This is a genomic window from Gluconacetobacter liquefaciens (genome assembly GCF_003350405.1).
Classification (GTDB): domain Bacteria; phylum Pseudomonadota; class Alphaproteobacteria; order Acetobacterales; family Acetobacteraceae; genus Gluconacetobacter; species Gluconacetobacter liquefaciens.
The window spans coordinates 157,034-171,150 of sequence record NZ_QQAW01000007.1 but is presented as its reverse complement, the minus strand read 5'-3'; the positions used below and the strand labels follow the sequence as shown (position 1 = coordinate 171,150).

Sequence of the window (14,117 nt, the reverse complement as noted above, 5' to 3'; positions counted from 1 at the left end):
CTGGTCCATGACATCGGCCACGGACGCGCCACCTCCCGTGCAACCGGAGAACCCGAGCGCAACCGAAACGATCCGGCGTAACCTGGTCATGGGCCGTTTGCAGGATTTCGTGTCCTGGGGCCAGAAGCATTCGATCTGGCCGTTCAATTTCGGCCTGTCCTGCTGCTATGTCGAAATGGCGACCGCCTTCACCAGCAAATACGATATCGCGCGCTTCGGGTCCGAAGTGCTGCGCGCCACCCCGCGCGAGGCCGACCTGATTGTCATTTCCGGCACCGTATTCGTGAAAATGGCGCCGATCATCAAATATCTCTACGATCAGATGCTGGAGCCGCGCTGGGTCATCTCGATGGGTTCCTGCGCCAATTCGGGCGGCATGTACGATATCTACAGCGTGGTCCAGGGCGTGGATTCCTTCCTGCCGGTCGATGTCTACGTGCCGGGCTGCCCACCCCGCCCCGATGCTCTGCTGGAAGGGCTGATGCTGTTGCAGAACGCCATCGGCACCCAGCGGCGCCCGTTAAGCTGGATGGTCGGCCCGCAAGGCATCGAGCGTGTCACCCCGCCCAGCATGCGCGATGCCAAACGCGACGCGCGCCGGGCGGCACGGGACCTCCGCTCCCCCGACGCGCTCTGAACGGAGGCGATGATGATCGTGGCCACCCCACCCCGGCCAGCCGATCTTCGCACGTCCGAAACCATGTTCGAACAGGTGGCGCGTGCCCCCACGCCGGTGATCCTGGCCATCGAGCCCACGCGCGACGGTGTCCCGACGGTGTGGATCGCGCGGCAGGACGTGCATGCGGCACTCGCCCGCCTGAAACAGCCGGACACGGCGCTCCGCATGCTGCTCGATCTCACAGTGATCGACGAACGCGAACGCACGCATCGCGACGGGCAGCCCGCATCCGCCTTCACGCTGGTCTATCACCTGCTCGCGTTCGCCAACGCCGGTGACGAACTGCGCGTGAAAGTCCCCCTGCCGGAAGAGCGCCCGCACGCCCCCACCATCAGCGACCTGTGGCCGAACGCGAACTGGTACGAATGCGAAGCCTGGGATCTGTTCGGCATCGTTTTCGACGACCACCCGTTCCTGCGCCGCATCCTGACGCCCCCCACATGGACCGGCCACCCCCTGCGCAAGGACCATTACGCCCGCGCCACCGAAATGCCGCCCTACAGCCTGACCGAGGACGCGGAAAAGCGCGAGCAGGAAGCCCTGCGCTTCGACCCCGGCCAGTGGGGCATGCGCCGGCATTCGGCGAACACCGATTTCATGTTTCTCAATCTCGGCCCCAATCACCCCAGCGTGCACGGTGTCTTCCGCATCGTGCTGCAACTGGAGGGCGAGCGGATCGTCGATGCCGTGCCCGATATCGGCTTCCACCATCGCGGCGCCGAGAAGATGGGCGAGCGCCAATCCTGGCACAGCTACATCCCCTATACCGATCGCGTCGACTATCTGGGCGGCGTGATGAACAATTTCCCCTATGTCATGGCGGTGGAAACCCTGGCCGGCATCCAGGTTCCGCCCCGCGCGCAGATGATCCGCGTGATGCTGGCCGAACTGTTCCGCATCGCCAGCCACCTGGTCTTCTACGGCACCATGAGCCAGGACGTGGGCCAGCTTTCGCCCGTCTTCTACATGTTCACCGACCGCGAGCGGGTGTTCGAGATTATCGAAGCCATCTGCGGTTTTCGGATGCATCCGGCCTTCTTCCGCATCGGCGGCGTGGCGATGGACCTGCCCGTGGGCTGGGACGGCCTGATCCGCACGTTCCTCGACTACCTGCCCAAACGCCTCGACGAGTACGAGAAAATGGTGATGCGCAACGGTATTTTCCGCGCACGCACCAAGGGCGTGGGCGCCTACACGCTGCGCGAGGCGATCGAATGGGGCGTCACCGGCCCCGGCCTGCGCGCCTGCGGCCTGGAATGGGATTACCGCCGTCAGGCCCCCTATGCCTGCTACGACCAACTCGCATTCGATATCCCCACCGCCACGAACGGCGATTGCTACGACCGCGTGGTGGTGCATATCGCCGAAATCCGCCAGAGCCTGCGCATCGTCCGCCAGTGCGTCGACAACATGCCGGCCGGCCCGATCAAGGCGGACCACCCGCTCACCACGCCGCCGCCCAGGGCGCGGACGATGCACGACATCGAAACCCTGATCCATCATTTCCTGAACGTGAGCTGGGGCCCGGTCATTCCGCCCGGCGAGGCGCGGGGCTGTGTCGAGGCCACCAAGGGGCTCAACCAGTATCACCTGATCAGCGACGGCGGCACCATGTCCTACCGCACCCGCATCCGCACCCCGTCCTTCCCGCATTTGCAGATGATCCCGCTGATCAGCCGTGGCGCCATGATCGCCGACCTGATCGCCATCATCGGCAGCATCGATTTCGTGATGGCCGATGTCGACCGCTGACACGCCCCTCCCCGCCGAGCTGCGGGCGCGGATCGCCGACCTCGCCCGCGCCGAGCACCGGCCCCGCGCGGCCTCGGTCTCCGCCCTTACGATGGTGCAGGAGCGGTTCGGCTGGGTCAGCGACGCGCACCTGGCCGAAACAGCCTCCCTGCTAGGCATGTCGCCGGCCGATCTCGACGGCATCGCCACCTATTTCAACCTGATCTTCCGCCGCCCGGTGGGGCGGCACGTCATCATGCTGTGCGACAGCGTCTCATGCTGGATCATGGGCCGCGACACGGTCTGCGCACGTCTGCAAGCCCGGCTGGGCATCCGGCCGGGCGAAACCACGCCGGACGGCGCGGTCACGCTGCTGCCCATCGTCTGCCTGGGCCATTGCGACCACGCGCCAGCCATGCTGGTGGACCGCACCCTGCATGGCGACCTGGACGCCGAAACAGCGGAACGGCTGGCCGACGGCCTGCGAGGGGCCGCATCATGAGCCCGTCCGAACGGCCCCTGACCGCCATGATCGGCCTGCCGGACGGGCCGCCCGATTGCGCCGCCTATGGCCGCGCCGGCGGCTGGCAGGCGGCGCGCCGCGCCCTGCGCGACATGACACCCGAGGCGGTCATCGACCTCGTCACCGCATCGAAACTGCGCGGACGCGGGGGCGCCGGCTTCGGCACCGGCCAGAAATGGAGCTTCGTACCCAGGGACCCGGCCACCACCCGCCGCAAATACCTCATCGCCAACGCGGACGAGATGGAACCCGGCACCTTCAAGGACCGGCTGCTGCTGGAAGGCAATCCGCTGCAACTGATCGAAGGCATGATCGTCGCCGGCTACGCCATCCAGGCCGGCCACGGCGTGATCTTCCTGCGCGGCGAATACCATCTGGCGCTGGAGCGCCTGAACCACGCCATCGCGGAAGCCCGTGAGGTCGGGTGGCTGGGCGAGAACATCCTCGGCTCCGGCTTCGGGTTCGAAATCCACGTCCACGCCAGCGGCGGCCGCTATATCTGCGGCGAGGAAACCGCCCTGCTGACCGCGCTTGAAGGCCGCCGGGCTCAGCCGCGCAGCAAGCCCCCCTTTCCGCAGGTCGGCGGCCTGTGGGGCGCGCCCAGCGTCGTCAACAATGTCGAGACGCTCTGCAACCTGCCGCACATCGTCACCAACGGCGCGGCGTGGTTCCTCTCGCTCGGTCTCGGCCCGGACAGCGGCACCAAGATCTACGGCGTCAGCGGCCGCGTGCGCCGCCCCGGCGCGTGGGAACTGCCGATGGGCACCCCGCTTCGCGAGATCATCGAGCACCATGCCGGCGGCATGCGCGACGGCTACCGGTTGCGCGCCTTCCTGCCCGGCGGCGCCTCCACCGCCTTTCTCGACGCCGGACAGATCGACGTGACGATGGATTATGGCACGGTGGAAAAGGCAGGCAGCCGGCTGGGTACCGGCCTTGCCATCCTGCTGGACGACCGCACCTGCCCCGTCGGCATGCTGCATAATCTGGAACATTTCTTCGCCCAGGAATCCTGCGGCTGGTGCACGCCATGCCGCGACGGCCTGCCCTGGGTGGAGCGCCTGCTCGGCGCCATCGAGTCCGGCACCGGCGAACCCGAGGATCTGGACCGCCTGCACGACCATGCCCGCATGCTCGGCCCGATGGGCCGCACCTTCTGCGCCCATGCCCCCGGCGCCATGGCCCCGCTGGCCAGCGGGCTGAAGCTGTTCCGCGAGGATTTCGACGCCCACATCCACCAGCAGCGCTGCCCGCTGCGTGAAACCGCCTAGAAGGAACGGGACGATGGCGACGATCCTCATCGACGGCCGCGCCTGCCCCGCCCGCACGGATGAAAATCTGCTGCAAGCCTGTCTGGAAGCCGGCGCCGATCTCCCTTATTTCTGCTGGCACCCCGAACTCGGCTCGGTCGGCGCCTGCCGCCAGTGCGCCGTCAAGCAGTTCAGCGGCCCGGACGACAAGACCGGTCGTATCGTCATGGCGTGCATGACGCCCGTCACCGACGGTACGATCCTGTCGATCGACGATCCCCAGGCACGGGAATTCCGCGCCGGTGTCGTCGAGTGGCTGATGACCAACCACCCGCACGACTGCCCCGTCTGCCCCGAAGGCGGCGAATGCCATTTGCAGGACATGACGGTCATGACCGGGCATGACCGGCGCCGCTACCGTTTTACCAAGCGTACGCACCGCAACCAGGATCTGGGCCCGTTCATCAATCATGAAATGAACCGCTGCATCGGCTGCTATCGGTGCGTGCGCTTCTACCGCGATTATGCCGGCGGCGAGGATCTCGCAGCCTTCGGTGCCCACAACGACCTCTATTTCGGCCGCCATGAAGACGGCGCGCTGGAAAACGCCTTCAGCGGCAATCTGGTCGAAATCTGCCCCACCGGTGTCTTCACCGACAAACCCTTTTCCAGGATCTACAGCCGCAAATGGGACATGCGCGGCGCCCCCTCCGTCTGCGCGCACTGCGCCGTCGGCTGCAATACCATCGTCAATGCGCGACAGGGCACGGTGCGCCGGGTGATCAACCGCTATCACGACGCGGTCAATCGCTATTTCCTGTGCGATCGCGGGCGCTACGGCCATGGCTTCACGTCCGCGCCCACCCGCCCGCGCGCGCCCATGATGCGGCAGGACGGCATCCCCGTTCCCGTCTCGATCGCGACCGCGCTGGAACGGTTCGCCGCCATGGCCGCCGACGGCCCGATCGTAGGCATCGGCTCGACACGCGCATCGCTGGAATCCAATTTCGCCCTGCGTGCCCTCACAGGCGCCGCGCAATTCTCGACCGGGCTGGCCCAGCCCGACCACGACCTGGCGATGCTGGTCCCGGCTCTGCTGCGCACGACGCAAGCGCGCAATCCCAGCCTGCACGACATGGAATCCGCCGACGCCGTTCTGGTCCTGGGCGAGGATGTCTGCGTCACCGCCCCGCGCCTTGGCCTGGCGCTCCGCCAGACGCTGCGCCGGGCCGCCTACCCCGCCGCCGACACGGCCAGGGTGCCGCATTGGATGGATGCCGCCGTGCGCATGCTGGGGACCGACGCCCCCTCGCCGCTGCGGGTGCTCACCCCCGCCCCCACCGACCTGGACCCGGTCGCGGCCACGACCCACCGCGCGGCCCCCGACACCCTCGCCCGGCTGGGCTTTGCCATCGCCCACCGGATCGACGCCTCGGCGCCCGACGCACCGGACCTGTCGGAAACGGAAATCCAACTGGCGGACAGGCTCGCCAACGCCCTGCGGGCCGCCCGGCGCCCCCTGATCGTCGCCGGCCTGCAATACGCCAATGCCGCCCTGCTGCATGCCGCCGCGAACATCGCCACCGCCCTGCATGCCGCCGGCACCGACCCGGCGCTTTCGCTGGTGATGCCCGAGTGCAACAGCATGGGCATGGCGCTCCTCGGCGGTCTGCCGCTCGACGACGTGCGCGCCATGGCCCGCGCCGGCCGCATCGGCACGCTGGTGGTGATGGAAAACGACCTGACCCGCCGGCTGGATGCTGCGGCCCTGCACGACCTTCTCTCCGCCGTCCCCCATCTGGTCGTCATCGACCATATCGCCACGCCTCTGGCGCCTCTAGCCGATCTGGCACTCCCCGCCGCCAGCTTCGCCGAAAGCGGCGGCACGCTGGTCAGCACCGAGGGCCGTGCCCAGCGCTTCCTGCCGGCCATTCTCCCGGACATGCCGGTTCAGGAAAGCTGGCACTGGGCCCAACATCTTACCCACACCATGACCGACGCCCCCCACTGGACGGACCTCGACCAGATCATCGCCGCCATGGCGCAAGACATCACGGCCCTGTCGAGGGTCGGCAGCGCCGCTCCGGGCGCCGATTATCGGCTCGACGGCCGCAGGGTCCGCAGCGAACCGGCGAGGATCAGCGGGCGCACCGCCGTACGGGCCAATATCAGCGTTCAGGACCGTCCCCTGCCGCAATCGCCGGACACACCGCTCTCCCCCTCGATGGAAGGCGCCTACGCCCCCGACATGCCAGGGGCACTGGTGCCCTTCTATCAGGTTCCTGGCTGGAATTCCGTCCAGTCCCTCAACCGATTCCAGCAGGAAATCGGCGGCCCGATGCGCGGTGGCGACGCCGGCATCCGCCTGCTGGATGACGCCGCCCAGGCACCGTCCGACTGGCATTACGACATCCCCGCCCCTTTCAGCTTCGGCCCGGACGATTTCCTGCTGCTGCCCGAGCACCGACTGTTCGGCACAGAGGAACTCAGTGCCCTTTCTCCCCCCATCGCCGCACGCGCGGCACCGGCCGCCCTGCGCCTAAGCACCCTGCCGACGGGACTGGAGGACGGCGCCATGGCCAACATCACGCTGGCCGGCGAACCCATCACCCTGCCGGTTCGCCACGATCCCGCGCTCCCTCCCGGCATCGCTCTGTGCCCTCCACATCTGGCAGCACGCGCCTTCAATGCCCCCATCCGCGTGCGGCTTCGCCGGGTAGATGCGCCATGACCGCCCCGATGCCGGTCATCATCGGCGTAACCCTCGCGGTCCTGCTGGGTCTGGCAACATTCCTGACATGGTTCGAACGCCGGCTGCTGGGCCTGTGGCAGGACCGGTACGGCCCCAACCGCGTCGGGCCTGGCGGCATTCTTCAGGCCGTGGCCGACGGCATCAAGATCCTGTTCAAGCAGGACTGGATTCCACCCTTTGCCGACCGTGGCGTATTCGTGCTGGCGCCGGCGATCGGCATGATGACGGTGCTGCTGTCCTTCGGCGTCGTGCCGGTCACCGCGTTCTGGAGCGTTGCCGGCGACCTGAATGTCGGCCTGCTGTTCGTGCTGGCGATGATGGGCATGGGCGTCTACGGCGTGGTGCTGGCCGGCTGGGCCTCCAACAGCAAATACGCGCTGCTCGGCGGCATGCGCGCCGCCGCGCAGATGATCAGCTACGAAGTGTTCATGGGCCTGTCGGTGCTGGGCGTCGTGATGCAGGCGGGCTCGTTCACCATGCGCGATATCGTGCTGGCACAGTCCGGCCTGTGGTTCGTCGTGCCGCAGGCATTGGGCTGCGTGGTGTTTACCCTGGCCGGCATCGCGGAGACGCACCGCCTGCCCTTCGACCTGCCGGAAGGCGAAAACGAACTCGGCGCCGGCTTTCACACCGAATATTCGGGCATGAAGTTCGGCATGTTCTTCCTGGCCGAATATGCCGGGGTGGTCCTGATCTCGGTCTTGCTGGTCACGCTGTATCTGGGCGGCTGGCAGGGGCCGCTGCTGCCGCCCATGCTGTGGTTCGCGCTCAAGACCGGCGCGCTGATCTGCCTGTTCATCCTGCTGCGCGCGGCCCTGCCCCGCCCGCGCTACGACCAGTTGATGGCCCTGGGCTGGAAGATCCTGCTGCCGCTGTCCCTGATCAACATCGCCGCCACCGGCGCAATCCTGCTCCTGCACGCGCCGGGATAGAAAAAGCAAGAGGAAGGCATGCCATGTTCGGAATCCTGCGCACGCTCTGGCTGACCTTCCTGCATGCGGGCCACCGTCGCGTGACGGTGGGCTATCCCGAGCACAAGCCCCCCCTGCCGCCGCGCTATCGCGGCCGCATCATCCTGTCGCGCGACCCTGACGGCATGGAACGCTGCGTAGCCTGCAACCTGTGCGCGGTGGCGTGCCCGGTCGACTGCATCAGTCTGCAGAAAGCCGAGCAGGACGGCAGATGGTACCCCGATTATTTCCGCATCAATTTCTCCCGCTGCATCTTCTGCGGCATGTGCGAGGAAGCCTGCCCCACCTACGCCATTCAGCTTACGCCGGATTTCGAGATGAGCGAATATCTGCGGCCGAACCTGGTCTACGAAAAGGAAGACCTGCTGATCAGCGGAACGGGAAAATACCCCGACTACAGCTTTTTCCGTGTCGCAGGCGTAAAAATTCTCGGCAAGGACAAGGGCGAAGCCGAGCGCGAAGCTGCCCCGATCGACCTCCATACGCTGCTGCCGTAGAGGGGAAGAGGCACCATGTCGGACCTGCCCTTCATCCTGTTCTCGCTGGTCGCCGCCTGGGCGGCCATCATGGTCGTCACACGCGCCGTCGCGGTGCATGCGCTGCTGTATCTGGTCGTGGTCCCGCTGTCGCTCGCCGGCGTATTCTTCACGCTGGGCGCGCCGTTCGCCGCGATGCTCGAAGTTATCATCTATGCCGGCGCCGTGATGGTGCTGTTCGTCTTCGTGGTCATGATGCTCAATCTGGGCCGGAGCGACCGCGACCGCGAACGGCACTGGATGGCACCGGCGGTCTGGATCGGGCCGGCTCTCCTGTCGGGCCTCCTGCTCATCGCACTCTGCATCACGCTGCGCACCATCCCCCCCACGGCGGCTTCCGATGCCATGGTTCCGATCGGGCCGCAATCGGTCGGCCTACTGCTGTACGGCCCCTACGTGCTGAGCGTGGAACTGGCCTCCTTCCTGCTTCTCGCAGGTCTGGTCAGCGCCTTTCACATCGGCCGCAACATCCGCGGCACCGGCACGGGAGAGCCGTGACATGAGCGCCGCCTCCCCCACCCATGCGCTGCTGCTGGCCACTCTATTATTCGCGGTCGGGATGCTGGGCGTGCTGGCCCGGCGCAACCTGCTGCTGATGCTGATGTCCATCGAGATCATGCTGAACGCGGCGGCCCTGGCCTTCATCGCCGCCGGCGCCCGCTGGCACGCCGCACAGGGGCAGGTGATGTTCCTGATGATCCTGTCCCTCGCCGCCGCCGAAGCCGCCGTCGGGCTGGCCATCATCCTGCGTCTGCATTCCGCCGGCCGCCCGACGCTGGACGCCGATACCGGCAACCGACTGAAGGGATAAGGTCATGAACGCGCTGCTTCTGCCGCTGATCGTCGCCTGCCCCCTCCTTGCGGCCGGGGTCCTGTTCCTGTCGGCGGGCCGCATGCCCCCGCTCCCTTCCTGCGTGATCGGCGCCGGATCGGTCGGGCTCTCGGCCCTGATGGCGGCCGTGCTCGCCATCGGCTTTCTCCGGACGCCCCCACCCACCGGCGCCCTGCACGCCACGCTATGGTCATGGATGCAAGTCGAGGGCTTCAGCGCCCGGATCGCCTTCATGCTCGACCCGCTGTCACTCGTCATGATGCTGATCGTCACCGGCGTCGGCTTCCTGATCCTTCTTTATGCCTGCGGCTACATGCACGACGACCCCGACATCGCGCGCTTCTTCGGCTGCATGACCCTGTTCGTCGCGGCCATGCTGGTCCTCGTCTTTTCGTCGGACCTGCTGAGCCTCTATATCGGCTGGGAAGGCGTGGGCATCTGCTCCTACCTGCTGATCAGCTTCTGGCATGCCGACACCGCCAACGTCACCGCCGCGCGCAAGGCGTTCATCGTCACCCGCATCGGCGATGCCGCCATGCTGTGCGGCCTGCTGCTGCTGGCCACGCGGGCGGGCACGCTGGATGTCGCGTCAGTTCTCCAGACCGTGACCGCCCGCCCGGCCGACCTGCAAGCCGCAATAGCCGCCTTCCTGCTGCTGGGCGGTGCCGTCGCCAAATCCGCGCAGGTGCCGCTTCAGACTTGGCTGCCCGATGCCATGGCCGGCCCGACTCCCGTCTCCGCCCTGATCCATGCCGCAACCATGGTGACCGCCGGGGTCTATCTGATCGCGCGGCTTCATCCGCTGTTTGCGTCGCTCCCGGTTGCGATGACGGCCGTCGCCCTGATCGGGCTGATCACACTTCTGCTGGCCGCCGGCAGCGCCCTGGTGCAGACCGACATCAAACGCATCCTCGCCTATTCGACCATGAGCCAGATCGGCTACATGTTCCTCGCCCTCGGCACCGGGGCGTGGCAGGCGGCAATCTTCCATCTGGTCACCCACGCCTTCTTCAAGGCCCTGCTGTTCATGGCGGCCGGCGCGATCATCCTGCGCGTCCATCATCGGCAGGATATCTATCAGATGGGCGGCCTGGCCCACGCGATGCCGGGCGTGTTCGCCGCCTTCCTGGCCGGCAGCGCGGCACTGGCCGGCCTGCCGCTGCTGACCGCCGGTTTCTACAGCAAGGAAATGATTCTCCAGGGCGCCTGGCATGCCGATCCCATGCTCTGGGCCGGTGCCCTGCTCGGCGCCTTCGCGACGGCGATCTATATCTTCCGCTGCGTCTTCATCGTGTTTTTTGGACCCCGCCACACGGAGCCTCACGGTCGCACGGGCGCCACCATGGCCATTCCTCTCGTCTGCCTCGCCGTTCTCGCACTGACCGGCGGATGGATGGGAATGCCCGATGCCATCGCCCCGGTGCATCTGCTGTCCCACCTGCTGTCCCCCCTATTCGGCGCGTCGATGCCGGAAGGCCCACACTGGCTGCTGTGGGCAGGATCGCTGGTCCCCCTCGCCGGCATCGGCGTGGCATGGATGCTGTGGCAACCCCGCACCAGAACGCGGACACCGCCGGAGAACGCCCTCGCCCGCGTGGCCCGTGCCGGCTGGGACTTCGATACGCTTTACGACGTGCTGATCGTCCGGCCCTTCACCACGCTGGGCCAGTTGAACCAGAGCGACATCTGCGATCGCCTTTCCGATGCCACGGCGGCAACGGCGCGCGCCGGCGGCCGGATGCTCGGCCGCATGCAAAGCGGGCAGGTCCGTCGCTATGCCGGCTGGATCGCGGCCGGCACGGTCGTCGCCCTGTGTCTGGGAGTCCGGCCATGATCGCTCTTCCCGCGCTCGTTCTGCTGCCAGCAACGGGCGGCCTCGCCGCGTGGCTGTCCGACCGCGGCCCCGAGGCACGCCACCGCCCATGGTGGGTCGCGATCACGACCATCGTTCTGCAAACGCTTCTGCTGCTCTCCGTCACCTGCGCCGCCGACTGGGGCCATGGTCCGTGGCTCGCCCATTTTTCCGCCCCCTGGATTCCAGCCCTGGGCATCGCCGCGCGCATGGACATGGACGGCCTCAGCCTCGTGCTGCTGTGGCTGACGACCATCCTCTCCTTTCCCTGCGTGATCCTGTCCGCGCGCGACGTCGGCGAGCGGCCGGGCCTGTTTCACCTGCTCCTGCTCGCGACGATCGCCGGCATCGACGGTGTCTTCCTGGCCACGGACCTGTTCCTGTTCTTCTTCTTCTGGGAACTGATGCTGGTGCCGATGTATGTGCTGATCCTGCAATGGGGGCACGAGGACCGGCGCCGCGCCGCCATCAAGTTCTTCCTGTTCACCCAGGGCAGCGGCCTGCTGATGCTGGTGGCGATCCTCGGCCTCGTCATCCTGCACCAGCATGCCACGGGCATCGTAACCTTCGATTATTTTGCCCTGGCCGACACGCCGCTGATGCCGACCGCCGCCATGGTGCTGATGCTCGGCTTCTTCGCCGCCTTCGCGGTCAAGCTGCCGGTGGTGCCGCTGCATGTGTGGCTGCCCGACACCCATACGCAGGCCCCCACCGCCGGCAGCGTGCTGCTGGCCGGCATCCTTCTGAAAACCGGTGGCTACGGACTGATCCGCTTCGTCGTGCTGCTGTTTCCCGACGCGGCCAGCCGGTTCACACCGGTCGCCCTGGCCCTGGGCGCCGCCGGCATCCTGTACGGCGCGTGGCTATCGCTGGCGCAGGACGACATCAAACGCCTGATCGCCTACAGCAGCGTCAGCCATCTGGGCTTCGTCCTGCTGGGCGTCTTTTCCGGCTCCCCCATGGGCATGCGCGGCGCGGTGGTGCAGATGGTCGCCCACGGGCTGAGCACCGGCGCCCTGTTCATCATCGCCGGATCGCTGCAAGACCGCCTGCACACGCGCGACATGCGGCGCATGGGTGGCCTGTGGCAGGCCCTGCCGCACCTTTCCTCCGTCGGCCTGTTCTTCGCCATCGCCTCGCTCGGCCTGCCCGGCATGGGCAATTTCGTCGGCGAGTTCCTCGTCTTGCTCGCCACCTGGCGCATCAGTCCACCGATCGCGGCCCTCGGTGCCGCCGGTCTGGTGCTCTCGGCGGTCTATTCCCTCACCATGGTCGGCCGCGCCTTCTTCGGCCCGCCCCATGCCGGACAAGGCACCGACCATGCGCCACCGGCGGATTTCGGCGCCCGGCATATGACGGTGCTGGGCCTCACCATGGCCCTTCTGCTGGTGCTGGGCACCTATCCCCAGCCGGTCCTGAACCTGTCGCTGCCGGCAACACCCCTTGCCATGCCGGAGATGGAGGCCCCCCAGCCATGACCGCCCCGCTTTCGGGCCTGCCGCCATCGCTGCCGATCCTGGGCGGCGGCATCGCGCTGCTTATGCTGTCCATCGCCTGGCGTCGCTCGGAAGCGCGCGCCATCGTCATCGCGCTGGCAACGCTCTTTCTGGCCTTCGCCAGCCTTTGGTCGCCTGTCCTGTCCTGGCCGGGCGACCCTGTCGGCATCCTGTTCGTGCCCGACGGATGGTTCGCCTATATCGCCGGCCTGATCCTGCTGTCCTCGGCCGCATGCGCCATCATGGCGTGGCGCGAGGCCGGTACCCCGGCCGATGAATTCTACCTGCTCCTGCTGCTCGGTACGCTCGGCGCGCTGGTCATGGCCGGCAGCGTGGACATGGTGATCTTCTTCCTGGGGCTGGAGACGCTGAGCCTGTCGCTGCTCGGCCTGATCGCCTACCACCGCATCCAGCCCACGGCCGACGAGGCGGCGATCAAATACCTGATCCTGGCGGGACTGTCCTCGGCGATCCTGCTGTTCGGCCTCGCCCTGTCCTATGCCGAAAGCGGGAGCCTGCGCTTTGCCGCCCCATCCCTGGCCGGCCCGGACGGACCGGCGCTGCCCCTGGCGGCAACGGCGCTGGTGCTGACCGGCCTGTTCTTCAAGCTGTCGGCCGTTCCCTTCCACACCTGGCTCCCCGACGTCATGGAGGGCGCGCCTATACCGGTCGCATCCTTCATCGCCGTTACTTCCAAGATCGCCCTGTTCGCGGCCCTCGCACGCTATTTCGCAGGCGCCGATCTGCTCCGCCCCGACGCCGCGGGCATGGAACTCGCCATCATCGCCGTGCTGAGCATGTTCGGTGGCAACCTGCTGGCGCTGGGACAGACCAACCTCAAGCGCCTGCTGGCGGGCTCATCCATCGCCCATGTCGGTTACCTGCTGCTCGCCCTTCTGTCGCCGGGGCCGTTCGGCCTGGCCAGCGCGGCCTTCTATCTGGCGGCCTATGCCGCCGCGACATCCGGCGCCTTCGCCGCCATGCGCGGTGCATCCGGCCTGTCCGACATTGCCGGGTGGCGCGGCATGTTTCGCCGCCGACCAGCCCTGGCGCTTGCCATGGCCGTCATGCTGATCTCGCTGGCGGGCATCCCCCCGGCCATCGGTTTCTTCGCCAAGACCTACATCGTCATCGCAGGCGTTTCAGCCCGGCGGGTCGTGCTGCTGGTCGCACTGGTCGCAAGCAGCATCATCGGGCTCTATTATTATCTCAACGTCGTGCGCGCGATGATGGAGCCCGTGCCGGAGGATCACCGGGCGGTGCGCGGCACGCAGGCGAATACCGTCCTGATCACCGCCCTGGCCATCGTTACCCTTCTGGCCGGCCTCTTTCCCGAAATGCTCGTCCGGCAGACCCGCGCCCTTCTGCAACCCCTGCCCGTCCTGCGCGCCGCCAGCCTGCCGCCCATCGCGCCTCACGACATCCTGTACAGCGAATAAGTCGATACGACACATCGACCCTGTCATTTGCAGGACCCGCACCTATCTGATCGATA

The 14,117-nt window shown here is 67.2% G+C and carries 12 protein-coding genes; all 12 read left to right on the top strand.

Annotated elements, in window-relative coordinates; all coding sequences use genetic code 11:
* Nucleotides 1–7: 7 nt before the first annotated feature.
* From C7453_RS13265 to C7453_RS13210, 12 genes are read left to right on the top strand one after another with little or no spacing between them, the layout of a single operon-like run.
* Nucleotides 8–637, top strand: coding sequence for an NADH-quinone oxidoreductase subunit B (locus C7453_RS13265; RefSeq protein WP_114728066.1), 630 nt, complete (start codon nt 8–10; stop codon nt 635–637).
* Between the two features lie 9 nt (nt 638–646).
* Nucleotides 647–2,431 (top strand): NADH-quinone oxidoreductase subunit C/D, encoded by a 1,785-nt coding sequence (gene nuoC / locus C7453_RS13260; RefSeq protein ID WP_114728008.1) that lies wholly within the window; start codon nt 647–649, stop codon nt 2,429–2,431.
* Nucleotides 2,418–2,912, top strand: coding sequence for an NADH-quinone oxidoreductase subunit NuoE (nuoE, locus tag C7453_RS13255; RefSeq protein ID WP_114728007.1), 495 nt, complete (start codon nt 2,418–2,420; stop codon nt 2,910–2,912). Before nuoC ends, nuoE begins: the two co-directional genes overlap by 14 nt.
* The gene (gene nuoF / locus C7453_RS13250) at nt 2,906–4,204 is read left to right on the top strand and encodes an NADH-quinone oxidoreductase subunit NuoF (RefSeq protein ID WP_114728065.1); all 1,299 of its coding nucleotides are present in this window, start codon (nt 2,906–2,908) and stop codon (nt 4,202–4,204) included. The genes nuoE and nuoF overlap by 7 nt, the downstream gene beginning before the upstream one ends.
* 13 nt (nt 4,205–4,217) lie before the next feature.
* Nucleotides 4,218–6,914 carry an NADH-quinone oxidoreductase subunit NuoG gene (gene nuoG, locus C7453_RS13245; RefSeq protein ID WP_114728006.1) on the top strand — a complete coding sequence of 899 codons (2,697 nt, stop codon included), beginning with the start codon at nt 4,218–4,220 and terminating at the stop codon, nt 6,912–6,914.
* A complete protein-coding gene (nuoH, locus tag C7453_RS13240; protein ID WP_114728005.1) occupies nt 6,911–7,867 on the top strand; it encodes an NADH-quinone oxidoreductase subunit NuoH in 957 nt (318 codons plus the stop codon). The genes nuoG and nuoH overlap by 4 nt, the downstream gene beginning before the upstream one ends.
* A gap of 23 nt (nt 7,868–7,890) precedes the next feature.
* Nucleotides 7,891–8,403: an NADH-quinone oxidoreductase subunit NuoI gene (gene nuoI, locus C7453_RS13235; RefSeq protein ID WP_114728004.1), complete on the top strand. Its 513-nt coding sequence runs from the start codon at nt 7,891–7,893 to the stop codon at nt 8,401–8,403.
* A gap of 15 nt (nt 8,404–8,418) precedes the next feature.
* Nucleotides 8,419–8,940: an NADH-quinone oxidoreductase subunit J gene (gene nuoJ, locus C7453_RS13230; protein WP_114728003.1), complete on the top strand. Its 522-nt coding sequence runs from the start codon at nt 8,419–8,421 to the stop codon at nt 8,938–8,940.
* 1 nt (nt 8,941) lies between these two features.
* On the top strand, nt 8,942–9,253 hold the full coding sequence (nuoK, locus tag C7453_RS13225; protein ID WP_114728002.1) for an NADH-quinone oxidoreductase subunit NuoK: 312 nt from the start codon (nt 8,942–8,944) through the stop codon (nt 9,251–9,253).
* A 4-nt stretch (nt 9,254–9,257) separates the two neighbouring features.
* Nucleotides 9,258–11,108: an NADH-quinone oxidoreductase subunit L gene (gene nuoL, locus C7453_RS13220; protein WP_114728001.1), complete on the top strand. Its 1,851-nt coding sequence runs from the start codon at nt 9,258–9,260 to the stop codon at nt 11,106–11,108.
* Nucleotides 11,105–12,604: a complex I subunit 4 family protein gene (locus C7453_RS13215; RefSeq protein ID WP_174787971.1), complete on the top strand. Its 1,500-nt coding sequence runs from the start codon at nt 11,105–11,107 to the stop codon at nt 12,602–12,604. Before nuoL ends, C7453_RS13215 begins: the two co-directional genes overlap by 4 nt.
* Nucleotides 12,601–14,061 carry an NADH-quinone oxidoreductase subunit N gene (locus C7453_RS13210; protein WP_114728000.1) on the top strand — a complete coding sequence of 487 codons (1,461 nt, stop codon included), beginning with the start codon at nt 12,601–12,603 and terminating at the stop codon, nt 14,059–14,061. The genes C7453_RS13215 and C7453_RS13210 overlap by 4 nt, the downstream gene beginning before the upstream one ends.
* The last annotated feature ends 56 nt before the right edge of the window (nt 14,062–14,117 follow it).